29 protein-coding genes, 1 tRNA gene and 1 pseudogene are annotated in these 23,455 nt (G+C 67.5%); 15 read left to right on the forward strand and 16 right to left on the reverse strand.

All coding sequences use genetic code 11. The features are described 5' to 3' along the window. The first annotated feature begins 77 nt into the window (after positions 1 to 77). The 3 genes from ABD120_RS37030 (at position 78) to ABD120_RS37040 (ending at position 2,314) form a co-directional block, all read left to right on the forward strand. A complete protein-coding gene (locus tag ABD120_RS37030) occupies positions 78 to 1,238 on the forward strand; it encodes an MFS transporter (protein WP_343955041.1) in 1,161 nt (386 codons plus the stop codon). 244 nt (positions 1,239 to 1,482) lie between these two features. Next, positions 1,483 to 1,890, forward strand: a complete 408-nt coding sequence (locus tag ABD120_RS37035; RefSeq protein WP_343955042.1) for a hypothetical protein — start codon at positions 1,483 to 1,485, stop codon at positions 1,888 to 1,890. 121 nt (positions 1,891 to 2,011) lie between these two features. Beyond that, positions 2,012 to 2,314, forward strand: coding sequence for a nucleoside triphosphate pyrophosphohydrolase family protein (locus ABD120_RS37040; RefSeq protein WP_343955043.1), 303 nt, complete (start codon positions 2,012 to 2,014; stop codon positions 2,312 to 2,314). Between the two features lie 3 nt (positions 2,315 to 2,317). Here ABD120_RS37040 and ABD120_RS37045 read toward each other — a convergent pair whose 3' ends face one another. Beyond that, entirely contained in the window at positions 2,318 to 3,121 is an 804-nt protein-coding gene (locus ABD120_RS37045; protein WP_343955044.1) for an NAD(P)H-binding protein, read from the reverse strand. A gap of 83 nt (positions 3,122 to 3,204) precedes the next feature. Here ABD120_RS37045 and ABD120_RS37050 point away from each other — a divergent pair, with 83 nt between their 5' ends. Beyond that, positions 3,205 to 3,762 carry a TetR/AcrR family transcriptional regulator gene (locus ABD120_RS37050; protein WP_343955045.1) on the forward strand — a complete coding sequence of 186 codons (558 nt, stop codon included), beginning with the start codon at positions 3,205 to 3,207 and terminating at the stop codon, positions 3,760 to 3,762. A 14-nt stretch (positions 3,763 to 3,776) separates the two neighbouring features. Here the strand turns inward: ABD120_RS37050 and ABD120_RS37055 are convergent, their stop codons facing one another. Then, the gene (locus ABD120_RS37055; protein WP_343955046.1) at positions 3,777 to 4,568 is read right to left on the reverse strand and encodes an SAM-dependent methyltransferase; all 792 of its coding nucleotides are present in this window, start codon (positions 4,566 to 4,568) and stop codon (positions 3,777 to 3,779) included. A 79-nt stretch (positions 4,569 to 4,647) separates the two neighbouring features. Here ABD120_RS37055 and ABD120_RS37060 point away from each other — a divergent pair, with 79 nt between their 5' ends. After that, positions 4,648 to 5,589 (forward strand): DUF2332 domain-containing protein, encoded by a 942-nt coding sequence (locus ABD120_RS37060; protein WP_343955047.1) that lies wholly within the window; start codon positions 4,648 to 4,650, stop codon positions 5,587 to 5,589. A gap of 129 nt (positions 5,590 to 5,718) precedes the next feature. On the opposite strand, the gene ABD120_RS37065 is transcribed toward ABD120_RS37060, so the two are convergent. Further along, positions 5,719 to 6,264 (reverse strand): dihydrofolate reductase family protein, encoded by a 546-nt coding sequence (locus tag ABD120_RS37065; RefSeq protein ID WP_343955048.1) that lies wholly within the window; start codon positions 6,262 to 6,264, stop codon positions 5,719 to 5,721. A gap of 338 nt (positions 6,265 to 6,602) precedes the next feature. Here ABD120_RS37065 and ABD120_RS37070 point away from each other — a divergent pair, with 338 nt between their 5' ends. Together ABD120_RS37070 and ABD120_RS37075 are read left to right on the forward strand one after the other, a co-directional pair. After that, positions 6,603 to 7,868, forward strand: coding sequence for an aspartyl protease family protein (locus ABD120_RS37070; RefSeq protein ID WP_343955049.1), 1,266 nt, complete (start codon positions 6,603 to 6,605; stop codon positions 7,866 to 7,868). Positions 7,869 to 8,126: 258 nt separating this feature from the next. Further along, a complete protein-coding gene (locus ABD120_RS37075; protein WP_343955050.1) occupies positions 8,127 to 8,411 on the forward strand; it encodes a hypothetical protein in 285 nt (94 codons plus the stop codon). An 11-nt stretch (positions 8,412 to 8,422) separates the two neighbouring features. Here the strand turns inward: ABD120_RS37075 and ABD120_RS37080 are convergent, their stop codons facing one another. Beyond that, positions 8,423 to 8,557, reverse strand: coding sequence for a hypothetical protein (locus ABD120_RS37080; RefSeq protein ID WP_343955051.1), 135 nt, complete (start codon positions 8,555 to 8,557; stop codon positions 8,423 to 8,425). 242 nt (positions 8,558 to 8,799) lie between these two features. Here ABD120_RS37080 and ABD120_RS37085 point away from each other — a divergent pair, with 242 nt between their 5' ends. Then, positions 8,800 to 9,165: a hypothetical protein gene (locus ABD120_RS37085; protein WP_343955052.1), complete on the forward strand. Its 366-nt coding sequence runs from the start codon at positions 8,800 to 8,802 to the stop codon at positions 9,163 to 9,165. A gap of 37 nt (positions 9,166 to 9,202) precedes the next feature. On the opposite strand, the gene ABD120_RS37090 is transcribed toward ABD120_RS37085, so the two are convergent. Then, entirely contained in the window at positions 9,203 to 9,745 is a 543-nt protein-coding gene (locus ABD120_RS37090; RefSeq protein ID WP_343955053.1) for a P-loop nucleotide/nucleoside kinase family protein, read from the reverse strand. Between the two features lie 63 nt (positions 9,746 to 9,808). On the opposite strand from ABD120_RS37090, the gene cutA reads away from it, so the two are divergent. Next, complete coding sequence (cutA, locus tag ABD120_RS37095) at positions 9,809 to 10,132, forward strand: divalent-cation tolerance protein CutA (RefSeq protein ID WP_343955054.1); 324 nt, start codon at positions 9,809 to 9,811, stop codon at positions 10,130 to 10,132. A gap of 86 nt (positions 10,133 to 10,218) precedes the next feature. On the opposite strand, the pseudogene ABD120_RS39940 reads toward cutA, so the two are convergent. From ABD120_RS39940 to ABD120_RS37125, 7 genes and pseudogenes are all read right to left on the reverse strand, one after another. After that, positions 10,219 to 10,341: pseudogene (locus tag ABD120_RS39940) on the reverse strand (DUF6980 family protein); the annotation flags it as partial. Positions 10,342 to 10,535: 194 nt separating this feature from the next. Next, on the reverse strand, positions 10,536 to 11,507 hold the full coding sequence (locus tag ABD120_RS37100; RefSeq protein ID WP_343955055.1) for an NAD(P)-dependent alcohol dehydrogenase: 972 nt from the start codon (positions 11,505 to 11,507) through the stop codon (positions 10,536 to 10,538). Positions 11,508 to 11,988: 481 nt separating this feature from the next. Beyond that, a complete protein-coding gene (locus ABD120_RS37105) occupies positions 11,989 to 12,504 on the reverse strand; it encodes a hypothetical protein (RefSeq protein ID WP_343955056.1) in 516 nt (171 codons plus the stop codon). Positions 12,505 to 12,901: 397 nt separating this feature from the next. Next, on the reverse strand, positions 12,902 to 13,369 hold the full coding sequence (locus tag ABD120_RS37110; RefSeq protein WP_343955057.1) for a hypothetical protein: 468 nt from the start codon (positions 13,367 to 13,369) through the stop codon (positions 12,902 to 12,904). A 240-nt stretch (positions 13,370 to 13,609) separates the two neighbouring features. Beyond that, positions 13,610 to 13,951 carry a DUF5713 family protein gene (locus tag ABD120_RS37115; RefSeq protein WP_343955058.1) on the reverse strand — a complete coding sequence of 114 codons (342 nt, stop codon included), beginning with the start codon at positions 13,949 to 13,951 and terminating at the stop codon, positions 13,610 to 13,612. A gap of 98 nt (positions 13,952 to 14,049) precedes the next feature. Beyond that, a complete protein-coding gene (locus tag ABD120_RS37120; RefSeq protein WP_343955059.1) occupies positions 14,050 to 14,646 on the reverse strand; it encodes a hypothetical protein in 597 nt (198 codons plus the stop codon). Then, positions 14,643 to 15,035, reverse strand: a complete 393-nt coding sequence (locus tag ABD120_RS37125; protein WP_343955060.1) for an inositol monophosphatase family protein — start codon at positions 15,033 to 15,035, stop codon at positions 14,643 to 14,645. The genes ABD120_RS37120 and ABD120_RS37125 overlap by 4 nt, the downstream gene beginning before the upstream one ends. Before the next feature lie 141 nt (positions 15,036 to 15,176). On the opposite strand from ABD120_RS37125, the gene ABD120_RS37130 reads away from it, so the two are divergent. After that, the gene (locus ABD120_RS37130; protein WP_343955061.1) at positions 15,177 to 15,602 is read left to right on the forward strand and encodes a DUF4259 domain-containing protein; all 426 of its coding nucleotides are present in this window, start codon (positions 15,177 to 15,179) and stop codon (positions 15,600 to 15,602) included. 697 nt (positions 15,603 to 16,299) lie between these two features. Here the strand turns inward: ABD120_RS37130 and ABD120_RS37135 are convergent. Then, on the reverse strand, positions 16,300 to 16,668 hold the full coding sequence (locus ABD120_RS37135; RefSeq protein WP_343955062.1) for a DUF5615 family PIN-like protein: 369 nt from the start codon (positions 16,666 to 16,668) through the stop codon (positions 16,300 to 16,302). 66 nt (positions 16,669 to 16,734) lie between these two features. Between ABD120_RS37135 and ABD120_RS39945 the strand changes: the two genes are divergently transcribed. Beyond that, positions 16,735 to 17,337 carry a tyrosine-type recombinase/integrase gene (locus ABD120_RS39945; protein ID WP_425564100.1) on the forward strand — a complete coding sequence of 201 codons (603 nt, stop codon included), beginning with the start codon at positions 16,735 to 16,737 and terminating at the stop codon, positions 17,335 to 17,337. On the opposite strand, the gene ABD120_RS37140 is transcribed toward ABD120_RS39945, so the two are convergent. After that, positions 17,292 to 17,362: transfer RNA gene (locus ABD120_RS37140), tRNA-Gly, on the reverse strand. The two genes, ABD120_RS39945 and ABD120_RS37140, sit on opposite strands and share 46 nt — an antisense overlap. Positions 17,363 to 17,454: 92 nt before the next feature. Here ABD120_RS37140 and dcd point away from each other — a divergent pair. Further along, a complete protein-coding gene (dcd, locus tag ABD120_RS37145) occupies positions 17,455 to 18,030 on the forward strand; it encodes a dCTP deaminase (RefSeq protein ID WP_343955063.1) in 576 nt (191 codons plus the stop codon). Here the strand turns inward: dcd and ABD120_RS37150 are convergent. Further along, complete coding sequence (locus ABD120_RS37150; RefSeq protein WP_343955064.1) at positions 17,915 to 19,285, reverse strand: MFS transporter; 1,371 nt, start codon at positions 19,283 to 19,285, stop codon at positions 17,915 to 17,917. The genes dcd and ABD120_RS37150 overlap by 116 nt on opposite strands. Positions 19,286 to 19,404: 119 nt before the next feature. Here ABD120_RS37150 and ABD120_RS37155 point away from each other — a divergent pair, with 119 nt between their 5' ends. Next, on the forward strand, positions 19,405 to 20,022 hold the full coding sequence (locus ABD120_RS37155; protein WP_343955065.1) for a DUF47 domain-containing protein: 618 nt from the start codon (positions 19,405 to 19,407) through the stop codon (positions 20,020 to 20,022). Beyond that, entirely contained in the window at positions 20,023 to 21,027 is a 1,005-nt protein-coding gene (locus tag ABD120_RS37160) for an inorganic phosphate transporter (RefSeq protein WP_343955066.1), read from the forward strand. Here ABD120_RS37160 and mshD read toward each other — a convergent pair. After that, complete coding sequence (gene mshD, locus ABD120_RS37165) at positions 20,960 to 21,925, reverse strand: mycothiol synthase (protein ID WP_343955067.1); 966 nt, start codon at positions 21,923 to 21,925, stop codon at positions 20,960 to 20,962. The genes ABD120_RS37160 and mshD overlap by 68 nt on opposite strands. Before the next feature lie 108 nt (positions 21,926 to 22,033). On the opposite strand from mshD, the gene ABD120_RS37170 reads away from it, so the two are divergent. After that, positions 22,034 to 23,428 carry a 5'-nucleotidase C-terminal domain-containing protein gene (locus ABD120_RS37170; protein ID WP_343955068.1) on the forward strand — a complete coding sequence of 465 codons (1,395 nt, stop codon included), beginning with the start codon at positions 22,034 to 22,036 and terminating at the stop codon, positions 23,426 to 23,428. The last annotated feature ends 27 nt before the right edge of the window (positions 23,429 to 23,455 follow it).

Below are 23,455 nucleotides of genomic sequence, written 5' to 3' on the forward strand. Positions count from 1 at the left end.
GGTCTCCACAGATTTGCAACGATAACCGTTTTCGTTATGGTTTTCACCGCACCATACAGGACAGAAGGAGTTCCCCCGTGACGAAGTTCCTCCGGCTGTGGACGGGAACCACCGCATCCGGACTGGCCACCTGGGCGCTGCCGTTCGTCCTGGGGCTGGCCGTGCTCGAACGCACGCTCACCCCGTCCGCGCTCGGCCTCGTGCTCGCCGCCCGCACGGTCGGCTTCCTCATCGCCGTGCCCATCGCCGGAGTCCTCGCCGACCGGTATTCACGCAGGCAGGTCGTGCTGTGGTCGGGGCTGATGGCGACCGCCGCCACGCCGTTCATCGCCTACGGGCTCGGCCGGTCCGTGCCGCTCATGTGCGCCGCCGCGCTCGTCCTCGGGGCCGGGCAGGGCGCCTGCAGACCCGCCTTCCAGGCGCTCACGGCCGAGGTCGTCGAACCGTCCAAACGGCAGGGCGCCAACGCCGCCATGACCCTCGCCGTCCGCGTCACCACCCTGGTCGGGCCGGGACTGACCGCATTGCTCGCCCTCTTCCTCGACGCGTGGGCGCTGGTCCTGGGCACCGCCGCGCTGTGGGCCGTCGCGGCGCTCGTGCCTCCGGCGGGGACGTTCGCGCCGGGCCGTACGAACACCGCCTTCTTCGCCGAGTTCGCCGAGGGCGTGCGCGAGGCCCGCCGCCATCCGTGGTTCCTCGCCGGGCTCGCTGCCCTGGCCGCCGTCTGCGCCACCGGGTACTCCGCCACCAGCGTCGGGCTGCCGCTCATCAGCCGCGACCGGTACGGCACCGAGGCCGTCCTGGCCGCCGCCACCACCGCCTACGTCGTCGGCGCGCTCGTCGGCGCGCTGATCATCGCCCGGTGGCGGCCGCGCTCGGAGGGCTGGGTGGCCTTCGGCGGCCTCGCCGCCTACGCGGTCGCGCCGCTCGCGCTGCTGCTGCCGGTGCATCCGGCCGTCGTCGTGGGCGCGTACGTGGTGGCGGGGGTGGGCGTCGAGTTCTTCAACGTGCCCTGGTTCACGGCGACCCAGCGCGAGGTCGAGCCCACGCTGCTGGCGCGCGTCTCGTCGCTGGACTTCATGGTCTCGTACGGCCTCGCCCCGCTCGGCCTCGCGCTCATCGCCCCCGCCATGGAGGCGTTCGGCTGGCCCTGGGTGCTCGGCTTCTGCGCCGCCGTCTGCCTCCTCGCCCCCGCCGCCGCCCTGCTCGTCCCCAGCACCCGCCGCCTGGCCCGGTGATCTCCTGCCCGGGTCCTCCCTGTCGGGTCCTTCTGGCCGAGTTCTTCTCGCGCCGCATCCTCCCGGCCCCCTCCCGGCCATGACGTCCAAGACGTGTCAGCGGTCGCGTCAGGACGATGACGGCCCCGTATCAGGGCGCCCGGAGACAGTGGTGCACATGAACGGTTCGGCGATCGCGGTCACATCCGACGGGGCCCGGCCGTCAGCACACCTGAATCTCGCCACGACGCCGAAGGAGCACCAGATGTCCATCACCCTCACTGACCAGGACAAGAACACCCTGCGGACCGCCGCGTACGGTGCCGTCTCGCTGATGGCCGCCGCCGACATGGCGGGCAAGCCCCACCGGGCCGCCACCGAGGGCTCTCTCGCCCTGGCCGCCGCGACCGGTGTGATCGGGCACGTGCTCGCCGCGAAGATCAAGGACATCGACATGAACGTCAAGTCCGTCGCCGAGCTCGCCGACCGGACGCTGCCCGCGCTGACGGCGTCGATGGCCCTGCTCAAGGCGCAGGATCCGGAGGAGGCGGACAACTTCCGCAGCACCGTCATGATCGCCGTCGAGTCCGCCGCCCGGACTCAGCGGGGCGGGCTCAGCCCCACCACCGCCGACATGATCCGCAAGATCACCGCCGCTCTGGACGCCGCCTGAGAAGATGCCGCCCCGCACCACCCCACCACCTCACGGGGTCCGTTCCGGACCCCGTGAGCGGCGCCGAGTGTCCGCCGCACAACACCCCGACCGGCGCCATGCGCGCCCGTAGACTCCGTGAATGGATCTGCGGCGGCTCACGGAGCGAATCGAGGGGATCTCGCAGCAGTACGCGCGGGCGATCGGGGTCGACCGCGACGACACCTGGTTCCTGCTGAAACTCCAGGAGGAGGTCGGCGAACTCACCCAGGCGTTCCTCATGAACACCGGCCGGGCGCGCACCAAGGGGTTCGACGCCGCCGAGCTCGACGAACGCTTCCGGGCAGAACTGGCCGACGTGCTGTGCCATGTCCTGCTGATGGCCAGGCATCACGGCGTCGATCTGGCCGCGGAGGTCGAACGCAAATGGCTGTCCTGGGAATGACGTTCAGAAGCGGTCGTGGAACTCGGCGGCGAACTCCGCCAGCGTTCTCGGGTCGCGGCCGGTGGTGTCCCGGATGACGGAGGTGGTCTGCGACCAGTTCAGCGACGCCATCAGCCGGGGCAGATCACGGGCGACCGATTCCGGCACGCCCTCGCTTTCGAGGCGCGCGCGCAGTTCCGCCTCCGGCAGGTCCACATAGCGGATGTCCCGCCCGGTGACCTCGCTGAGAACGGCGGCGATCTCCTCGTGCGTCAGGCTTTCCGATCCGGTGAGCGCGTAGTCCGCTCCGGGAACGGGTTCCCCGGTGAGAAGTACGGCCGCCACGTCGGCGATGTCGCGGGCGTCGAGATAGTTCACCCGGGCCGGGCCGTACGAGCCGTGGAAACGCCCGTCGCGTACCTCGGCCGGCAGGTTCTGCAGATATCCCGTCGGCTGGAGAATCGCGTGCGGGATTCCCGACGCGCGCAGATGCCGGTCGATCTCGCCGTGCGCGCCGATTCCGAGCAGCCCGCCCGGACGGGCGCCCCGCACGGAAACGGTGACCACCTGTGCCACGCCCGCTTTCCCGGCCAGATCGATGACCGCCTGGTGGGCGGCCACGAAACCCGGCCAGATCGAGCTGTTGAGAAAAAGGCGGTCGCCCGGGGAAAGGAGGTCGCCGATGGTCTCGGGGCGGTCGAAATCGCCGAGTTCCTCTCGGCAGGCGAATCCGGCCGGTGCCCGTACCACGGCGATCACTTCGTCCGGCGGCAGTTGCCCGACGAGTGCCCGGCCGATCGTACCGGTGGCGCCGGTGACGACGATCATGATCGACTCCTAAGCGGACGAACGGATTCCGGTTCGGTGACCGTACACTAAGCGGAAGAAGATCGTCCAGTTCGGAGTTGCGGGTGCGCGCGGACGCGAAGCGGAACCTGAGCAAGATCGTCGAAGCGGCGGCGGAGGCCATCGCCGAGCACGGCGCCGCCGTCCCCATGTCGGTCGTCGCCGCCCGCGCCGGAGTGGGCGTCGGCACTCTCTACCGGCGCTTCCCCGACCGCCCGGCGCTCCTGGCGGCGATCGGGGAGTACTACATCCACCACCTGCACGACGCCCTCACGGTGTCGTCGCGGGAGCCGGACGCGTGGCAGGCCCTGCGCTGGTACGTCGCCTGGGTCGCCGCCCCCGGCCGCAGCGCGCTGGCGGGCGCGCTCGTGGACGTGCCTGTGGACATCGTCACGTCCCACCCGGAGTTCGCCCGCCGGCGGACTCAGTGGGAGGAGGACCTGGCCACCCTCGTACGGCGGGCGCAGGCCGAAGGCGACATGCGCGCCGACGTCACTGTGGACGACCTCATCGCGCTGCTGAAACTGTTCACCTGCTCTGGGGCGGCCGACGACCCCGTCAGGCACCTCCACCTGATGCTCGACGGACTGCAGACCGCCGCCGCGACTCCGATGCCGCAGTGATCACGCTTTCACGATCACGCTTTCCACGCGGCGCCGCCGTACTGGTAGAGGTCGCGGTCGGTGTATCGCGTAGCCGCCTCCGGACGCCACTGCGGCAGCGACACCACCCCCGGCGAAAGCGGTTCCATTTCCGAGAGGAAACCCGCGATCTCCTCGCTGGTACGCAGGGTGACCGGCGTTCCACCACGCCGGTTCCACACTGCCGCCGCCGCCTCCATGGACGGGCTGCGCACACTGCTCGCGACGGCCAGCAGACTGCCCGGCGCAAGGGCTTCACGCAAGGTCCGCACGGCCGAGTACGCCTGCGCGAGGTTCGGCACGAATTCCAGAATGCCGAGCAGCATCAGGCACACCGGCCGCCCGAGATCGAGCGTCCGGGCGGCGCCTTCCAGAATGGCCTGCGGTGCACGCAGATCGGCGTCGAGATAGGCGGTCGCGCCCTCCGGCGTACCTCGGAGCAGCGCGCGGGCATGGGCGAGCACGACGGGGTCGTTGTCGACATAGACGATCCGCGCCTCGGGCGCCGCGCGCTGCGCGACCTCGTGCGTGTTTTCGGTGGAGGGAATGCCGGTGCCGACATCGAGGAACTGGCGGATCCCCGATTCGGCCGCCAGCCGGACGACCCGGCCGAGAAACTCCCGCTCGGCCCGCGCGATGACCGCGAGATCCGGCGTCACCGCCAGAATGAGGTCGCCCACCTGGCGATCCGGGGTGTAAAAGTCCTTGCCGCCCAGCCAGTAATCCCAGACCCGGGCGGGATGCGGCACAGTGGCGTCGATACGGCTGTCCGCCGGGTCGCTGCTCATCAGGGTTTCGTCCGTCCTTCGCGGGGCAGGGTGCGGGCCCCTGCGTATGAGCCGGAGACCATAGGCGATCATTGGCCCTATGTCGACCGCGACCAGGTACGCCGATTTCGCCACGCGCTACGCCCGCTATCTGTCACCCGAGTACGAGCGCCTGGCTCTCGCCGTCTCCCGCGACCGCGACCTGCTCGCCCTGCTCGACACCCTGCCGCCGCCCAAACGGCAGCCGAACCTGCTCTTCGGCGTCGTCCGCTTCCTCGGCGGGCCCACCGACGACCCGGCCGCCTTCCGGGACTACGTGCTGGCGTCGTGGCCCGCGATCGAGCCTGAGATGCGCACCCGGGCCACCCAGACGAACGAGCCGGGCCGCTGCGCCACACTCCTGCCGCTGCTCAGCGCGCTGCCGCAGCCGCTGGCGCTGCTGGAGGTGGGTGCCTCCGCCGGGCTGTGCCTGTATCCCGACCGCTACGGCTACCGTTACGGTGACCGTACCGTCGGCTCCGGATCACCGGTCCTCGACTGTACGGTCACCGGCCTGGAGCCGCCCGCACGCGCGCCCGAGGTCGTCTGGCGCGCCGGCCTCGACCTGAACCCGCTCGACATCACCGACCCGGCGGACCTCGCCTGGCTGGACGCCCTCATCTGGCCCGAGCACCAGCACCGCCGCGAACGGCTGCGCGCGGCCGCCGAGGTCGCCAAGGCGGAGCCGCCGCTGCTGGTGCGCGGCGACCTGGTGGACGACCTGCCGGCCCTCGCCGCCCGCGCGCCGAAGGACGCCACCCTGGTGGTCTTCCACACGGCCGTTCTCTACCTGGTGCCGGAGCCGCGCAGAAAGGCGTTCATCGAACTCGTCACCGCGTTACCCGGCCACTGGATCGCCAACGAGGACCCGGGCGTCATCTCCTACGGCGACCTGCCCGATCCGCCCAGCGGCACGATGCACATGGTGCTCGCCCTGGACGGTGAGCCCTTCGCCTGGACACTGCCGCACGGTCAGTCGATGACCGCGATCCCGCGCCGCTGACCGCTCGCCGCGCGCAAGCGCGCCGGATGGCGGCGCGTAGGCGTGCCGGGGTAGCGGGGGCGTAGGTGCACCGGGTGGTGTGGGCAGAGGTGCGCCGCCATCCGGACGTCATGGCGGCGCACCCCGGCCTCAGCTCTCGGCCGGGACGTACGTCAGGCTGAGCACGCCGGTCTGGAACGTCTCGGACGTCACCAGGGTCAGCGGGTAGGTGGGGGTGTCCTCGAACAGCCGCTGGCCCTGGCCGACGGCGATCGGGTGGACGAACAGGACCAGTTCGTCGAGCAGTCCGTTTGCCAGCAGCCAGCGCGCGGTCGTACCGCTGCCCGACATGAGGATGTCGCCCTCGGACTGCTCCTTGAGCTCACGGAGCTTGGCGGCGACGTCGCCCGAGACGACGGTGGTGTTGTTCCAGTCCGCCTTCTCCAAGGTGGTGGACAGCACGTACTTGGGCGCGCTGTTGAAGTATTCGGCGAGCTCGGGGTCGTCCTCCGCCGTCGGCCAGTACGCGGACTGCTCCTCGTACTGCTTGCGGCCCATCAGGAGCCCCGACGCCGTCTCCAGTTTCCCGCCGATCGCGGCGCCCAGCTCGTCGTTGAAGTACGACAAGTGCCACTGGTCGGGCCTTTCGATCACGCCGTCCAGCGAGATGAAGAACGTCGAGACGATCTTACCCATTGCGCTGCTCCTTTATCGTCAGGTGCCTACGACTTGACGAGCCCACTCGACACGGCACAAAGCTAGCGGCACGCTACGACGTTTTCGCAGCAGGACCCGCGAAGGACTACCGGGGAACCGCACGCCGTGGATCGGAATGGACCGCGCTTACCTGAGCCCGACGGGCTGTCGAACACTCTACTTGTACGTGCACGACTCCACAGCTTTTGCCGTCAACAACTGCACGGACAAATCAGACAATAGTGCGAGAAAAGGCTCTAGTTGCGACTTATGCCTCTTGAACACCTCTGAGGGTTGCCTGGTCCCTACGTACCACCACTTGACGTAAGGAACTGGGCATGACCACTTTCGACAGGCGGACGTTCCTGCGCGGAACCGGCCTCGCCGCAGTCGCCGGTGCGGCGCTTCCCCTGATCGGATCGCCCGCCTCGGCCACCCCTGCCGACCCGGACCAGCTCTTCAAGAACGGCAGGTTCGACGAGGCGGAGCGCGGCTACCGGCGGCAGCTCCGCGAAGATCCGCAGCACGCCCGCGCCGCCGCGCAACTGGGCTACCTCGCGCTGCTCTCCAACCGCTTCCGCACGGCGGAGACCTTCCTCTCCCGGGCCGTCAAGCTCGACTCCGGAGACCTCGCCTCGAAGCAGCGGCTCGCCGAATGCTTCGTACGGCAGGACCGCCACGCCAGCGCCGTCCCGCTGCTCAAGCAGACGGGCCGCGAGCGCGACACGGCCTTCGCCACCCTCTTCGGCGCGCTCAAGGGCCGGCCCTGGCAGATCAGCGGCGCCTCCAGCGCGCGGCTGCCCTTCCACACCCTCGACCCCGTTCCCTCCGTCGAGGCGTCGGTGAACGGCGGAAGCCCGAAGAAGTTCCTCCTCGACACGTACGCGACGCTCGACCTGTCCACCGAGGTCGCGGAAGAGGCGGGACTCAAGCCGGTGGCCACCGTGACGGCCGTGATCAGCGGTAAGCCGGCGAATCTCTACCTCGGCATTCTGGAATCGTTCAAACTCGGAGGCATCGAGATCCGCAACCTTCCGGTGCATTGGAACGACGCCAAAAGGCCGCCCCTTCCGGACGGCTCCGACCCGGCCGGAGCTTTCGGCACGACGGTCTTCTACCATTTCCTGACCACGATGGACTACGCCGGGCGGGCCCTCATCCTGCGGCGCAAGACGCACGGATTCCAGGCCGCCAACCGGCTTCCGTTGTGGTTGGCTGGCGACCATTACCCGTGCACGATCGGCAGCCTGGGCGACCACGGGCCGCGCATGGTCACGGTCGACACCGGCGGCATCGCCAGCGCCCTCGACACCACGGTGGCGATCGCCGAGCAGACCGGTCTCGACGTGGACTACGACAACCCGACGGAGCGCTTCGGCACCAAGACCTACCCGGTCACGGCCGACCGCATCAGCCTCGGCAAGGCCGTCGGCCGCAACATGCGCGGAATGGTGGCCGAGAAGGTCTTCCCCGGATTCCCGGGGCCGGGCCAGTCCGCGCAGTTCGGCTTCGACCTGCTCGCCAACTTCACCCACGAGTTCTTCAAGCCGTTCGCCGTCACTTTCGACTACACCCGAATGAACCTCTTCGTCTCCCGAGGCTGACCCCGTGGCCCGCGTCGCGGGCGCGACAACCTCGGATTCCCGGAAAGGCGGCGGCCCCCGGGATCCTCTTCAAATGGCGGCTCGGTCCGCCGGGACACTCGACGATGCTGCCCGACAGCACATCGGTGGCGGCGACGCCGCCGGACAGAGCGTCCCGGCGTGGTCGTCCCCACGGCGAACCGAACACCGGCTCCGTGGTCCTCATCGCGCCGCGCAGCCCGACGACCGCCACACCGACATCGTCTGGATAATGCGGGGATGGACGAGCAGATCGCGGCTGAGATCGCAGACGAATATCTGACCCGCTGGCGTCGCCTGGCCCTCTACGCGGAACTCGCCGTCATGGAAGAGAACGAGGACAAGGACTGGGAGAACGTCGTTGGTCGGGACGGTAACGAGTACGAGGTACTCAACTACGTCTTACGTGACGCCGGCGAACGCCTGCGGATGGTTGTGGCGGTGAGCGGGAGGCGGCGCCGCGCAACCACGGTCACATTGACGAGCGAGCTGATCATCCGGTCGGACGGCACTTACGTGGAATAACCTTGGACGCGCTATCTACGGCGGCGCAGCAGCACTGAGGCGAGCCAGATCACGGTGGGCAGGAGCATCAGCAGAACAACGAAGCCGAATACGGCATCGAGTCCGGCGGCGGTTCCAAAGTCGAGCATGGGCACATCGTCATCCATCCCGTGATCATAAGCGTTGCCCGGAGGGCGTTCACAGTGTCGGACCCGGTGATCTGGGAGGCGTCGGGCGGCCATCAGGCGGCCCGAAGTGCGATGTTCCGAACGGATTCCCGCAGCGCGGACTCCCGTGGCGGGCGACCAGTGTCGGAGGCTCCGTGCCCGACTCCCACACCGCACCCTCGAACGGCGTCCCCCGCCGATCTTCGCGACTCACCCGGGATCTTCGCCGTAGAGTCCCGCCCATGTCGACAGTGGTTCACCGGAACACTTCCAGAACGTGGTCTGTCCCCGGAACGGTCATTGTCTGCGGCATCCTGTGGGCGATCGGATTCTTCGCCTGGATGTCCGTGTCCACGCTGCAGAAAAAGGCGTGCGGACTCGACCCGTTCACCGGACACGAGACCGCTGAATGCGCTCCCATCAGTACGCTGTCCGGCATCCTCTTCCTCGCGTGGCTCTTCGCACCGATCGGATGCAGCCTGCTGGGCAGCTTGATCTCGTTCATTCCACGACCGATGCGACGCGCCCGCCTGGCGGCGCTTTGGCTGATCCCCCTCTGGCCGCTCTCGGTGGTCGTCGGTGCGGTGCTCGCCAATGAGCTCTATTGACTTGGCCCGGTATCACGTGCGGCTCGCCGAGATCAGGTCACGCCTGTCGCCCGCGAATGTCCGCCGCCAGCGCGCCGACGTCCACCGGCCTGGTCGTGTCCACCTGGTAGGTGTGATGGAGATCGAGCGGTTGCGCGTCGAGCGCCCGTTGTTCCCAGTGCTGATCCGTGACGAGGATTCCCCTGTGGACGGGGTGTCTGCTCGCCTCACGTTCGTCGTAGCGTTGACGCGCGATGGCGAGGGGGACCGTACATCTGACTTCGTGCGCGACCTCCACCCCCGCACGGCTCAGTCCCGCGACGACGACCGGTCGCAGATCGACCGGCCAGAAACTCTCCAGTACGGCGCCCCGGCGGTTGTCGGCGAGAAGCGCCCACAAAGTCTCACCCGCTGCGGAGCCGAGCTGCCCGCTCCACTGACGGCCGGTGAATCCCGCAGGCGGAGCCACACCGAGCCGGTCGGCCAGCGTTTCCTTGATTCGGTCCTTGCTGAAGAGCGGCAGGCCGAGTTCGGCGGCGAGTACCTTCGCCAGGGTGGTCTTGCCCGCCCCGGGCAGGCCGTTCACGAGGACCACGAGCATTCGCCGATGTTAGATCACCGCGCTCCTTGATACCCACACGAGAGATTCGGCAGAGTACGCAGCGTGGCCGACTTCATCGAGGTACATGTGACGGCAGCCGATCGTGACGAGGCGGATCGAATCTGTACGGCCGCCGTCACCAACCGACTGGCGGCCTGCGCCCAGGTCGCGACGCAGATCCGTTCGACCTATCGGTGGGAGGGCGAGATCCAGCAGTCGGACGAGTGGCTGATCCTCATGAAGACGACGGGGCGACGCTTCGCGGAGCTTTCGGCGCTGATTCAGGACCTCCACTCATACGACGTCCCCGAGATCGTCGCGATCCCCATCACGCTTGGAACACCCGCCTACCTGGAGTGGATCAGCAAAGAGACATCTCCGCAGTGAGAAACCCGGTTGAATGCCCGACCGCCTGCGATGAGGCGCGGTAATGGGCACGACGACGTCTGCATCGCGATGCTCTGTCCCCGAGGTCAGGACCCCAGCCGACGCCCATCGTGGTGCTCGATCGGGAGCTCGCCCCCCGGGGCGATCCCAAGCGTCTTCAACTCATCGAACCACTGATCCCGGTGAGATTCGGGCAACCGTCTCCCACACCAGGGACAGAATTAGATAGCGACAAAGAACTTCTGCTCGGGAAATCGTAGGAGCACTCGGCTGTGGCTGGGGCGGCTGCTTCGGCCAACCTCGCCGCACGCAGGTCCACGATCGGTTCCGAACGCGCCGACCTTACTAGGATCGTCGGCCGATGCTTCAGCGCGAAGTGTCGCCTTGGCTGCGATGGCGTCGGTCAGCTCAGCGGCACGATCTCGATGATGACGTTGCCGATCTTCTGCCCGGTTTCGACATAGCGGTGGGCGTCGACGATGTCGTCCAGCGGGTAGTGCCGGTCGATGACCGGCTTGAACCGCCCGTTCCCGATCAGTTCCTGGAGCTGCCGGACCGTCTCCTGATCGTTCATCGGGAAGGGGAACTTCACCCGCTTGCCGCCCAGCAACAACGTGACCAGCGGCAGGATCAGATTCTGCCACCAGGGACCCAAGTCGGAGGAGAGATAGACCCCATCGGGGTTCAACAGCCGCTTGCAGCGGCCGAAGGTACTTTTGCCGACCGCGTCGAGCACCGCGTCGTAAGTCTGTGTGTCCCTGGTGAAATCCTGTGCCGTGTAGTCGACGACCCGGTCGGCGCCCAGGCTCCGCACCAGCTCCAGGTTCGCCGTGTCGCATACTGCGGTTACGGTGGCATCGAGGCTCTTCAGGAGCTGCACCGCAGCCGAGCCGATGGCGCCGGTCGCCCCATAGACGAGGACGTTCTGCCCAGCCCGGATCCTGGCCGTCTTGATGAACGAGAGCGCATAATGCGAGCCTTCGGTGCCGGGGGCGGCCTCGGCGAAGGTCGTGCCCGCCGGGATGGTCGCGATCATGCCGGCTTCGGGAACCGACAGGTACTCGGCGTGGGTTCCGAACGCGCCCTCGTTGTATCCGAAAACCCGCTCACCCACGGCGAATGACGTGACGCCGCCGCCGACTGCTTCCACCACTCCCGCGAACTCGGTTCCGAGAATACTGCGCCGAGGCCGGGTAAGGCCGGTGGCCAACCGTACGAAGAAGGGCCTCGCCGCCCGGTAGGCGCAGTCCGTTCGGTTCACCGTCGTCGCATGCACCCTGATCAGAACGTCCTTGCTCCCGGCCGATGGTTTGTCTACCTCGGCGATCCGAACCACGTCCGGTGGGCCGTACCTGGAATGAACCGCTGCCTTCATGGAAGAACTCCATTGTCCAGGTCGTAAATTCATGCGGTGTAGAGCATGGGACTGGTGCCAGCATAACCGCTCGCCTTTCGGACTTCTTGAGTTCGGGTTACGGGAATCGCGTCCATGCCGCCGATCCAGGTGTTCTGGACGACGCTGGATACCCGTATCGCAGGAACCGTCCCACCCCGCAGTCGCGATAAAACTCCCGTTCTCGCAGGTAGACCGCGCCTCGTGTGTCCCACGGACGATGCGTTCGACCTCGCCGTGGTGGTCGTATGAGTCCGTCACCACGTACCGATCAAGCACGTGTTGAGTTCCCCGGCCAACCCGATGAGAAAAGGCAGTGACAGGACCTGAATCAGTACGTCAGCGAGAACCAGCTCGGTGTCGAGGAAGTCAAGGAGTCGCGCAGCAGCCCAAGAGGCGCGGAATGAGGTTCACGCTCAACGGCGCCCTGTCGCCGACTGCCTGGGCACGGTCGGCAGCCTCATCACAAACACATCCAGCAGTAGAGCAGCTGATCATGTTCTTTCGCCCGGCGTGCCAGACCGACGAGCTCCTTGGTGAGCGACAGCATGAACTCGTCCTCATCGGCGGTGAAGTGGGAGAACTCCTCGATGGTCGCCCACTGCTCCGCCAGCATCGGCAGTCGGGCGTCGTCCACACCGGCGAGCATGTCGCGAGCCTGCGCCGGCAGTGCCGCGATGGCGGGCCCCGCCAGGTACGGAGAGTCTTCGGGTAGCGCATGCCACCCCTCGTCGCTTCGTGGCGCACCCTCCGGGGGCGGATACAGCTCCACCGTCTCGACAAGTCCCAGGGAATAGTCGACTCGGCCGGCGAACGCGACGAGTTGCCCCAGGGCGACCTCGGGGTCGATCCATTTGGTCGCCACCACATCGAACTCCGGAACTCCACGCGAAGTGTCGGCGATCTCGCGGGAGTGCTCAGGCCGGCTCGTCGCTGCGGCATGGTCGGCGGCACGGTAATACTCATAGAACGCACCCATGTAAGCGCTCCTGCCCGGGGTTCACGGCGACATGGCCGCCTTGTGGCAGGTCGACACGCTAGGACATGCGACCGACATTTCCAGGAGGCGCGACTCGCATGCCTTCCGAAGCCGGTGGCGGACTTCGGCAGGCCGCGTCTCAACTCGCAGAGCGGGCGTGAGCGGGAGGCCGTAAATCCGCCGGTTCGGCTCACGCGAGTTCGAGCTCGCAGTCGCCGCACCGGTAGGAAGAAACCGCCGCCAGCGGAAACGCAGTGGCAGACCTCTTGCGTTGAGTACCCGCGATCGCCTTGTATCCCCGCGATATCTGGGACAGCACCGGTTGTTCCCCGCGCGGGTGCCCGCCTCAGCCCCTGACCGCAGGGCGCCTGTCGCGATCATCCCGGAGTCTGGGAACTCAGTGGCAGCGCATGTCGAAGCCGGGTTCATGGGGTCCGTCGAAGAACTCCACGATGACGTCCTTGAACCCACTCCGCCATGATCCGAATGGGTTGACGTAAACGGTGCCGGAGAGTGCACGGCCTTCGACACCGTCGATGGTGGCGGACCTGTAGTAGTGTGCGATCTCCGAGTCCGGCAGCTTGGTGAACAGAGCCATGCGGACCAGATAGTCGCAATGGTTACTGTTGCCGGCCTGAAGGCCCACGGTGCCCTGCACGCCGTGATCGCCCCGCTCCGTCTCAGGCGGGAGTGAGAGCATGCTCACCCGTTCCTCCAACCGGGCTAGCTTCTCGTCGTTCCGCCACTCAGGGACCTTGAACACCAGGACATAGGCGACGACGGAGGCAAGGATCGCCAGGCACACGTAGAACGGCCACCTGCTCCGCCGTACCGGTAACACCTCGGGAACTACCTCGGTCACCATGCCATCCTCCAGCTCACTCGGTTGATCACCATTCAACACAACCGGCTGGTACGGCGCCGCGGCGTTTGGTCGGCGGATGCGGGGCGTACGGCGCGGCACCCGCGCGAGAACGGCCCCGGGCCGCACGCGCAGCGCCCCTTGATGTCTACCAGAACTTGCGAGAGTTCATCGAGGTGCACGCTGAGCTGCGGCGATCTCGACATCCGCTCCAGGGTCTGCCCTGGCCGGAGGCTGAGCGCGTCACCATTCGCGGCTCGCGATCAACTCTTCCCGGTCTGCGTCTGCGAACCCGTAGGCGGAGGCCACAAAGCAGAAGTCGTCGCCGATCACCTCGCGGGCCACGGTCTCTATCTCGCTGTCGGCCGCCTCGAATTCGGCCTCCAGTTCGTTGAACTTCTCCGTCGCCGCCTGGGTGAGGACGTACAACGCCGCGAGGTCCGACGGCCGCTCGGCCTCGATGCTTTCGCACAGGCGCAGCAGGATCTCTCTACCCTTGTCAACGACGTGGTCGGGGTAGTAGCCGTCCTCGTACATGTCCTTGAGGAAGGCGTGGCCGGTTATCTGCTGGTTGGCGGGCGGCACCTGATCTCCTGTTCTCGCCGTGATCCGGTGTGTCGATTCTGCACCTTGCCACCGACAAAGAACCCCCGCCGGAGGCATAGGTTCGAGGGGCACCGGCGCTATGTCCGTTCCCAGTTGTCGAAGGTGATAACGGTTGCCTCTTTCACATCCAGCCATTCGCTTTCAAGGCGCATGCCGGCGGATACCTCGATGAAGGCGAATGCCGCGCTGAGTTTGCCGCGATAGTCCTCCGGATCGAGGCTGTCGAGTATCGACAGGAAGTCGGCCATGAGGTTGGGGTCGCCCTCCTGGATGCGGTGTTCGGCGAAGATGAAGTCGCACATCCGCGCCTTGATCTCGCCGGCGGCTGCGTAGAGGATCGTGTATCCCCCTTTGAAGTGCCAGGTCGTCATCCACACCCGTGACGTCTTACTGAGTTCGACGAGGATGTGATCGGGTATGGCGTAGCCACAGCTGAACTCCAGGAAGCCGTAGGTTCCTTCGCCCTCGAAGGCGAGGAGCACTGGCTGGTCCCCCGTGAAGGCCTCCTCCGTGGGATTTTCCATGGTGTGTTGCGGGGGCTCACTGCCTCCGTTCAGCTGGCGCAGGAGGCCGTCCACTGTGATCTCTTTGTCGAGGGGTTGCACAACAGTCCAGCAGAGCGCGTGCTCTAACCACTGGTGCCAGTCGAAGAGATTGCGGTAGTGATCGATCACGGTGCTGATTGTCGCGGAAGGTACCAGGAAGCAGCGCGGCAACCGCGCTCGGAGCGCTCGGTTGGTACGGCGAGGAGCGCCGCACGGTGCCCGGCCCGGTGTCCTGGACCGGCCCCAGGCCGCACGCCCGGGCGGCGGGCGGGCTGGGGGTGCGGCAGCGCGCCGCGCCGCCGCCTGATGCCTGCGAGAACTCTTCGGCAGTGCGCGGGCTTTGCTTCCGTGGTCTTCGCCGCCTCGGCGATGAGATCGGCCACCAGTTTTGGGCAGGTTGCGATGGTTGCTCTGGAGTTTTCGCTGTGTGGGCTGCCGTCGATGTCCACGATGATGGCTCCGGCTTCGCGGGCGATGAGGACGCCTGCGGCGATGTTCCACGGCTTGTTGCTCAGCATGATCCACCTCAGCCACCTATGGTCCTCCGTCCCGCGCGGGGGTCGTCCCGGAGCCGGAGCACCCCCGCCGGAGGCGTCAGTTCCGGCTTGTACGTTAATGCCGCGTTGGCACGCGATCCCCGAATGAGGAGTAGAGCGGGTATGGGAGCTTGGGACAGCGGTCCTTTCGACAATGACACGGCCGCCGACTGGTGCGGCGAGTTACACGACGCCGATCCCGAAGACCGTGCGGGCATGGTCCGGCAGGCGCTGCTCGCCGCAGCGACGTGTGGGGGCTACCTGGATTCGGACGAGGGGTGTGAAGCGATGGCGGCGATAGCTATCGTTGCGGCTGAGCGCAGTGGGGGACTGCCGGTCACTTCCGTGTACGCGCCCGACTTCGTGCTCGACGGGGGCAGGATCGGACTTTCCGATGACCTTGTGCCGCTCGCACTGCATGCGCTTGATCGTGTCCTCTCTGAGGATTCCGAACTCTGGCAGCTATGGAAGGAAGCCGACGACGGCCGATCGTTGCTGGCTGAGGCCGAGCCGGTGCGCGCTGCGCTTCTCCGAGGCGCGGATGGCTGAGTGGCCATCCTGGCGAAGGTTGGGGAGACGGCCTGCGGCGACGGGCTGATGATCGGCGAGTGGGCTGAGTGCGGCGGGTGCGCGATACGGCGATGCCCCGCGTGGCGCCCGCGCTGTGCCGTGAGGTGCCCAGCACATTGCGGATAATCTCGCGTGCCACCGATGCGACCGTCCGCTCGCCATTCAGCACGATGCGGACGGCTTCTTCCTTGAACTCAGCCGAGAACTGCATGCGACGCCTCGTCCCGACCTACCTGTTCCAGACTGCTGTCGGCCTATGTGGCCGACTGTCCGGAATCTGCTGGGCATCTCACTGTCGCGCAGAACGATGATTCGGTAGTGGCGGGCGGAGCTGCTCGATACCGGCGTTTCCCTCACGATGACCGCCAAGGCGTATCGGTTGCTGCGTGCCGTACTCATGGCGGCCGCGACCGCGCCTCATCCCTCGCAACCCCTGCAGCATCCGCAGGGCCGATGTAGAGCACGCCGTAGAGCGGCCCTGTCCTCACCACCTTCGCGAGCCTGCGATGGGGTGAGTCACCGCCCTCACGCCGAGTCAAGGCCGGGACCGTCGGATACTCATCGTGCCGAGTTGGTCTGGGACTACGGGGTTCAGGTCGGAGCGGGTCGGGCGACCATGAGTATTCGTGAACGCCCTCGGCTGGCCGTCTGTTCTGGGAAGCGGATCACGCTGGCTTCAACGCAGCGGGAGCGCCCGAACGCGGATCCCTCCAGTGGTGAAGGCCGCGATCGCGCCCGTGCGAAGGTGCTGTTCGAGGACCTCGAGATTAGCCAAGATGATGTCGACCAGGTCGGGTGGACGGAGCCCCACAAGTTCGCGCATGAGGATCACGGAGGGTTCGGTCGCACGGGCGCGGGCCAGGAGGGCGTCGAAGTCAGTGTCGGCGGAGATGATGGTCCGACTGTCCACGACGGCGAGTTCCATGATCGTGGTGTCTGGTGCGCTCTTCGTCTGGAGGTCGCACACATGGACCGCATTGTGACCCGCTTTGGTCAGCAGCTCGGCGACGCGGGGTGAGAGGTTCTCATCGGCCAGGAAGTTCACGCTGGCTCGCGGAGACGGTAGAAGTGGACGTTTGTCGACGCCGCTGCGTACTCAAGCGCCTGTTTGATGTCCTCGCGCTCCAAGGCGGGCAGGCGCGTGGTGGGCATCCCGCAGGCGATCATCCCCGCGCTTCGGGAACACCTTGAGGTCTACGTGAAGCCAGAGACGACCGCTCTGGTCTTCGCGGGTGTCAAGGGCAGTCCGATGCGCCGGAGCGGATTCAAGAGACTTGCGGGCTGGGCCGGGGCCGTAGCCGGTATCGGGGCTCCGAATCTGCATCTTCGTGACCTTCGTCACGCCGGCAACATGATCGCTGCCACCTCAGGCGCGGGCCTCAAGGACCTGATGACGAGGATGGGCCACGACAACGTCAGAGCGGCGACGATCTACCAGCACGCCGTCAGAGGGGCCGACAAACTGATCACCGAGGCGATCGACAAGCACCTGGTCGGGCACGAACGGGCACGCGATGACGACGAAGACGGGCCTCCCTGGGGTGCTCGCTCCCGGGGGATGATCACCAGGGCTAATGGCACGTTAATGGCACGCGGAGATCAACGAGTCAATACAAGATCAAAGCCCAGGCTTCGAGTCCATCGGACGACCTGGGCTTTCGCTAGGAGAGCGGGTGACGGGAATCGAACCCGCGCTGTCAGCTTGGGAAGCTGATGTTCTACCATTGAACTACACCCGCGTACCGGCCGAAGCCGCGTCCCCCACTGTAGCGGAAACCGGGCGCCCCCGAGCAACCCCAATCCACCTCCCACGCGCGGTAGGTTGCTCAACGTGCTGCTTTCCGACCGCGACATCGTCGCCGAGATCGACAAAGGCCGCCTGAGCCTGGACCCGTTCGACCCGGAGATGATCCAACCCTCCAGCATCGACGTCCGCCTCGATCGGTTCTTCCGCGTCTTCGAGAACCACCGCTACCCGCACATCGACCCCTCGACCGAGCAGGCCGATCTGACGCGACTGGTGGAGCCCGACAGCGAAGACCCGTTCATTCTGCACCCGGGCGAGTTCGTCCTGGCCTCGACGTACGAGGTGATCACGCTCCCCGACGACCTGGCCAGCCGTCTGGAGGGCAAGAGCTCGCTCGGCAGGCTGGGCCTGCTGACGCACTCGACGGCCGGTTTCATCGACCCCGGCTTCAGCGGTCACGTGACGCTGGAGCTGTCCAACGTCGCCACGCTGCCGATCAAGCTCTGGCCGGGGATGAAGATCGGCCAGTTGTGCGTGTTCCGGCTCAGTTCGCCCGCCGAGCATCCGTACGGCACGGAGAAGTACGGTTCCCGCTACCAGGGCCAGCGTGGTCCGACTCCGTCGCGTTCGTTCCACAACTTCCACCGCACCCGGATCTGAACCCCGGCAGTCCGGGCACCAGGAGCGCCAGCAGGGGCAGCACAGCGGCGGCGGCGCCGGCGACGAGCACGGGTTCGGACCCGTGGGCGTCGGCGAGGAGCCCGGTGGCGACGAGTCCGAACGGGGTGGGCCCGAGGACGGCGACCCATTCGAGCGAGGCGACGCGTGCCTGCCGTTCGGGCGGCACGGCGCGGAGCATGCCGATGATCCACTCGATGGCGGCGATCTCAAGGCCGACGCCGGCGAGGAGGAAGCAGGCGAAGACGGGCCAGGGCGTGGTGGCGGCGAGCAGGGACAGCGGCACCAGCCCGTACGGCAGCAGCCCGATCATGGCGGTGAGGCCGGGCCGGTTCCCCCGGTGGAGGGCGGCGAGCAGCGCCCCGACGAGCCCGCCGAGCGACAGCGCGGCGAGCGACAGCCCGTAGACGGCGTCGCCCTCGTGCAGGGGCAGGAAGTTCCAGTCGTGGTGGGAGGCGGTCGCCGGGAGCAGCACCTGCGCGGGCGCGACGATGAGCGTCTGGTGGAGGGCGAGGACGGCGATGACGGCGCTCATCCAGGGCCGGGAACCGACTTCGCGAAAGCCCTGGCGTAACTCGACCATGAGGGCCCGGCGGGGCTGGGCGGGCAGGACGCGCTCGCGCATGAGCCAGATGAGCACGGCGCTGGCCCCGAACCCGGCGGCGGCGGCGACGAAGGCGGTCCACGGCTCCCAGACGACGGCCAACAGGGCGCCGAGGAAGGCCCCGAGGAGGGATCCGGCGCGCAGGGAGACGCTGGTCATGGCGATCCCGGTACGGCGCTGCCGCGCGTTCAGCAGGGTGGCGAGCATCCCTTGGAGGGCGGGACGGAAGAAGGCCTCGCAGAGTCCGCCGACGAAGACGGCCACGCCCATGAGGAGCGCGTGAGGCCAGACGGCGACGGTGGCGGCGACGGCGACGAGTCCGAGTTGGGAGCAGGCCATGACGACGCGACGGGGCAGCCGGTCGGCCCAGACGCCGCCGAGGAGGGCGAATCCGACGAGCGCGATCAGCCGTCCGGCCAGCACGAATCCGATCGCGGAGGCGCCGTACCCACCCCTGACGAGTGAGATGACGACCGCTATGGGGAAGATGGAGTCGGCCGCCACAGAAGCCGTAAGGCTCCACCAGAGCAGACGAAAGGCACGATCTCCCATCACTGCCCGCATGTGAGTCAAGGATGCGTCATCGTCAGGCCAAAAACCAGCAAAGCGCGAGGGGGGCAAAATGACGATCATGCGAGTGGCGGCCGGGTTGTGACGTGCCCAACGACGGGTAACCAAGACATGAAGTTCGCATTTTGCCTGGTTACCCGTACCCTCTTCCACGGACCATCCCCGCACATCTGGAGTACGACGTGCGCCTGCGTCTCACGCCTCGTGAGGACAGCTACTACGACCTGTTCGCCGACTCGGCGAACAACCTGGTCACGGCATCACGCCTGCTGGTCGAGATCATCAGCGACGGCTCGGACAGGGAAGCCCTGGCCGAGAAGATGCGCGCCTGCGAACACGCCGGTGACGAGCGCACCCATGCGATCATGAACCGGCTCAACGAGAGCTTCATCACGCCGTTCGACCGCGAGGACATCTACCGCCTCGCCTCGAACCTCGACGACGTGATGGACGCCATGGAGGAGGCCTCCGACCTCATCGTCCTATACCAGATCGACCACCTGCCCAAGGACGTCATCCGTCAGGTGGAGGTGCTTGAGCGGGCCGCGGAGCTGACCGCGGAGGCCATGCCACGGCTGCGCTCGATGAAGAACCTGAACGAGTACTGGATCGAGGTCAACCGCCTCGAGAACCAGGGCGACCAGGTTTACCGGCGGCTACTGGCCAAGCTCTTCAGCGGTGAGTACGACGCGCTCACCGTCATGAAGATGAAGGAGGTCATCGACCGGCTCGAAGAGGCGGCGGACGCCTTCGAGCACGTGGCCAACACGATCGAGTCGATCGCGGTCAAGGAAAGCTAAGTGGACCTCACGCTCGCCCTCGTCATCGGCGTGGTCATCGTTGCGTTGATCTTCGACTACACCAACGGTTTCCACGACGCGGCGAACGCCATCGCGACCTCGGTCTCCACCAGGGCGCTCACGCCAAGGGCCGCGCTGTTCATGGCGGCGGCGATGAACTTCATCGGCGCCCACCTGGGCACCCAGGTCGCCCAGACCGTCGGCAAGGGCATCATCGACGCTCCCCAGGGCACTCATGGACTGGTGGTGGTGTGCGCGGGACTCATCGGCGCCATCACCTGGAACATGGTCACCTGGTACTTCGGGCTGCCCTCGTCCTCAAGCCACGCGCTGATCGGCGGGCTCATCGGCGCCGCGCTGGCCTCGGCCAGCCTCGTCCACTGGGACGGCGTCGTGGAGAAGGTCGTCATCCCGATGATCCTCTCCCCGCTGGTCGGCTTCACGCTGGCCTCGGCGATCATGATCGCAATCTATTGGATCTTCCGCAAACGGCAGCCCGGCCCGACAAACCGGGGCTTCCGTTACGCGCAGACCGTCTCGGCCGCTGCGATGGCGCTCGGCCACGGTCTGCAGGACGCGCAGAAGACCATGGGTGTGATCTTCCTGGCCCTGGTGGTCGGCGGATACCAGAACCCGAACGACCCCATCCCGCAGTGGGTGATCCTGGCGGCCGCGGGTGCGATCTCGCTGGGCACCTACGCGGGCGGCTGGCGCATCATGCGCACGCTGGGGCGTCGCATCATCGCACTGGACCCGCCGCAGGGCTTCGCCGCCGAGACGGCGGCGGCCACCGTGTTGTACGGCGCCGCCATCGGCTTCGGCGCCCCGATCTCGACCACGCACACCATCACCTCGGCCATCATGGGCGTCGGCGCGACGAAGCGTCTGTCCGCGGTGCGCTGGGGGGTGGCGGGCAACATCGTGAGCGCCTGGATCCTCACGATCCCGGCGTCTGCCCTGGTCGCCGCTGTGTCGTACTGGGTGCTCCACCTGATCGTGGAGTGATCGAGTACATCACGTCGACGTCCCACCGGCTGAACCCGAGGCCGGTGTAAAGCCTGACAGCGGCCGCGTTGGCCTCGTCCACGTACAACATCACCTGGGCGAGGCCACGTGCGCGCAGATGGCGCAGCCCCGCGAGTGTGAGGGCCCGGCCGAGGCCGGTGCCCTGCTGCGAGGGGTCGACGCCGACGACGTACACCTCGCCGAGCGGCTCGTGGCCGTGCCCCTCCGCGCCGTGGACCTTGGTCCAGTGGAAGCCGACCAGCCGCGAGTCGCGGTCGGCGAGGAAGAAACCGGCGGGGTCGAACCACGGCTCCGCCTCCCTGCGCAGCAGGTCGTCCATCGTCCACGCGCCCTGCTCGGGGTGGTGGGCGAAGGCCGCCGAGTTGACCTTGAGCCACGCCTCCTCGTCCTGTCCGGGGACGAAGGGGCGCAGCCGTACGCCTGAGGGCAGTTCCGCCGAGGGCAGTTCGGCGAACAGCGAACGCCGCATCTGCCACAGCGAGCGGACCCGCTCGAACCCCAGCGACGCGGCCAGCGCCCCGGCGCCGTCGTGGTCGCCGTGCGCCCACAGCCGCAGCCTGCCGCAGGCCATTTCCAGGGCCGAGCGCAGCAGCCGCTCGCCGTGCCCCCGGCGGCGGTGGGCGGGGTGCACGACCAACTCGCCGCTCGGGCCCTCGACGGGGTCGGTCGGATCGACGTGGGCGTAGCCGACCAGCGTCGCGTCGTCGTACTGCAGCAGGGAGCGCGCCCGCTCGTCGCCGCCGTGGCGCAGGTGAAGCATCACGTGTTCGTTCAGCGGACGTACGCCGTCGGCCTCGGTGGCCGCGTCAACGACACGGAGCACTTCGCCGATTTCCCGGTCATCGAGGCGTTCTCGGATCTTCACGTGCGTGCCCATGGATCGAACTCTAGGCGTCCCCCTGGCAAACACCGCCAGAGGGGCGGCCGGTGAATCGTTACCTTTGCGACATTGGCTGCATGGATTGGCCCCGTACCGTCATGAGCCATGACGTCTCGTTCCTTCCTCCGGGTCGCGCTGGCCGGATCGGTGGCCTTAGGCGGGCTCGCCCTGTCCACCGTGCCGGCGGACGCCGGTCAGGCCGCCAGGACCGTTCCAGTACGACTGCTCTCCCTCAACGACTTCCACGGCCACCTGGAGCCGCCCACCGGCTCGTCCGGCAGGATGGTCGACGAGAACGGCGCCACCGTCGAGGCGGGCGGCGCCGCGTACGTGGCCGCGCACATGAAGGCGCATTCCGACGGGAACACGATCGGCGTCGCCCAGGGCGACCTGATCGGCGCCACCCCGCTGATCTCCGCGGCCTACCACGACGAGCCCGCCGTCGAATTCCTCGGCAAGGTCGGTGTGAAGGTCTCCGCCGTCGGTAACCACGAGTTCGACGAGGGGTACGCCGAGCTGCGCCGGATCATGAAGGGCGGCTGCCACCCGGTGGACGGCTGCTCGCCCGCCGGCCGCTGGCCCGGCGCCCAGTACGACTACGTCGGCGCGAACGTGCTGTTCAAGAACCCGGACGAGCGCACCGACGCCACCGAGGGGCTGGCGACCACGCGGCAGGCCAGGCAGCTCCTGAAGGAGTGGGGCGTGCCCGCGCTGCCGCCGGTCAGCGTCAAGTGGATGAACGGCGTGCCGATCGGCTTCATCGGCCTGGTCACGCAGACCACGCCGGGCATCGTCAGCGCCGACGGCATCAAGGACCTGAAGTTCGTCGACGAGGTCAAGGCCGCGAACGTGGCCTCCAGGCTGCTCACGCTCCTCGGGGTGAAGGCCCAGGTCATCCTCATGCACGAGGGCGACCAGGTGACGGCCGGCCAGTCGCCGGACGCCTGCAGCGCGTTGCCGGGGGCGGGCAACCGGGTCGCCACGCAGGCGGCCGCCGAGATCGACCTGATCCTGAGCGGTCACTCGCACCAGGCCTACCGGTGCACGGTCAAGGACCCGGCGGGCCGCGACCGGCTCTACTCGCAGGGCGGCTCGTTCGGCCGGGTGATCACGCAGGTGGACTTCCGCGTGGACACCCGCAGCAGGGACGTCGTCCGCGACACGGTCACGGCCGACAACCACGTCGTCACCCGTACGGTCGCCCCGGATCCGGAGATCTCGGCGTTCGTGCGAACCTGGAAGGACCGGGTCTCCGCCGTCGCCAACCGCCCCGTCGGCAAGATCACCGCCGACATCGCCAACACGGCGGCCCCGTCGGGGGAGAGCGCGCTCGGCAACCTGATCGCGGACTCGCAGCTCGCCGCGACGAAGCAGGGCGGGAACGCGCAGATCGCGCTGATGAACCCCGGTGGCGTACGGGCGCCGCTCAGCCACGCGGGCTCGCCGGCCGGTGAGGGCGACGGCGTGGTGACCTACGGCGAGGCGTACGAAACTAAATGACACCGTAGTTTACCAGGGCAAGCGCTC

The sequence above is a fragment of the Nonomuraea longicatena genome, assembly GCF_039525605.1.
Taxonomy (GTDB): domain Bacteria; phylum Actinomycetota; class Actinomycetes; order Streptosporangiales; family Streptosporangiaceae; genus Nonomuraea; species Nonomuraea longicatena.

Coding starts and splice junctions, on each gene's coding strand:
- ABD120_RS37035 (WP_343955042.1), top strand. CDS start 1,483: ATGTCCATCACCCTCACTGACCAGGACAAGAACACCCTGCGGACCGCC.
- ABD120_RS37040 (WP_343955043.1), top strand. CDS start 2,012: ATGGATCTGCGGCGGCTCACGGAGCGAATCGAGGGGATCTCGCAGCAG.
- ABD120_RS37045 (WP_343955044.1), bottom strand. CDS start 3,121: ATGATCGTCGTCACCGGCGCCACCGGTACGATCGGCCGGGCACTCGTC.
- ABD120_RS37055 (WP_343955046.1), bottom strand. CDS start 4,568: ATGAGCAGCGACCCGGCGGACAGCCGTATCGACGCCACTGTGCCGCAT.
- ABD120_RS37060 (WP_343955047.1), top strand. CDS start 4,648: ATGTCGACCGCGACCAGGTACGCCGATTTCGCCACGCGCTACGCCCGC.
- ABD120_RS37065 (WP_343955048.1), bottom strand. CDS start 6,264: ATGGGTAAGATCGTCTCGACGTTCTTCATCTCGCTGGACGGCGTGATC.
- ABD120_RS37070 (WP_343955049.1), top strand. CDS start 6,603: ATGACCACTTTCGACAGGCGGACGTTCCTGCGCGGAACCGGCCTCGCC.
- ABD120_RS37075 (WP_343955050.1), top strand. CDS start 8,127: ATGGACGAGCAGATCGCGGCTGAGATCGCAGACGAATATCTGACCCGC.
- ABD120_RS37080 (WP_343955051.1), bottom strand. CDS start 8,557: ATGGATGACGATGTGCCCATGCTCGACTTTGGAACCGCCGCCGGACTC.
- ABD120_RS37085 (WP_343955052.1), top strand. CDS start 8,800: ATGTCGACAGTGGTTCACCGGAACACTTCCAGAACGTGGTCTGTCCCC.
- ABD120_RS37090 (WP_343955053.1), bottom strand. CDS start 9,745: ATGCTCGTGGTCCTCGTGAACGGCCTGCCCGGGGCGGGCAAGACCACC.
- ABD120_RS37100 (WP_343955055.1), bottom strand. CDS start 11,507: ATGAAGGCAGCGGTTCATTCCAGGTACGGCCCACCGGACGTGGTTCGG.
- ABD120_RS37105 (WP_343955056.1), bottom strand. CDS start 12,504: ATGGGTGCGTTCTATGAGTATTACCGTGCCGCCGACCATGCCGCAGCG.
- ABD120_RS37110 (WP_343955057.1), bottom strand. CDS start 13,369: ATGGTGACCGAGGTAGTTCCCGAGGTGTTACCGGTACGGCGGAGCAGG.
- ABD120_RS37125 (WP_343955060.1), bottom strand. CDS start 15,035: ATGCTGAGCAACAAGCCGTGGAACATCGCCGCAGGCGTCCTCATCGCC.
- ABD120_RS37130 (WP_343955061.1), top strand. CDS start 15,177: ATGGGAGCTTGGGACAGCGGTCCTTTCGACAATGACACGGCCGCCGAC.
- ABD120_RS39945 (WP_425564100.1), top strand. CDS start 16,735: ATGTCCTCGCGCTCCAAGGCGGGCAGGCGCGTGGTGGGCATCCCGCAG.
- ABD120_RS37150 (WP_343955064.1), bottom strand. CDS start 19,285: ATGATCGTCATTTTGCCCCCCTCGCGCTTTGCTGGTTTTTGGCCTGAC.
- mshD (WP_343955067.1), bottom strand. CDS start 21,925: ATGGGCACGCACGTGAAGATCCGAGAACGCCTCGATGACCGGGAAATC.
- ABD120_RS37170 (WP_343955068.1), top strand. CDS start 22,034: ATGACGTCTCGTTCCTTCCTCCGGGTCGCGCTGGCCGGATCGGTGGCC.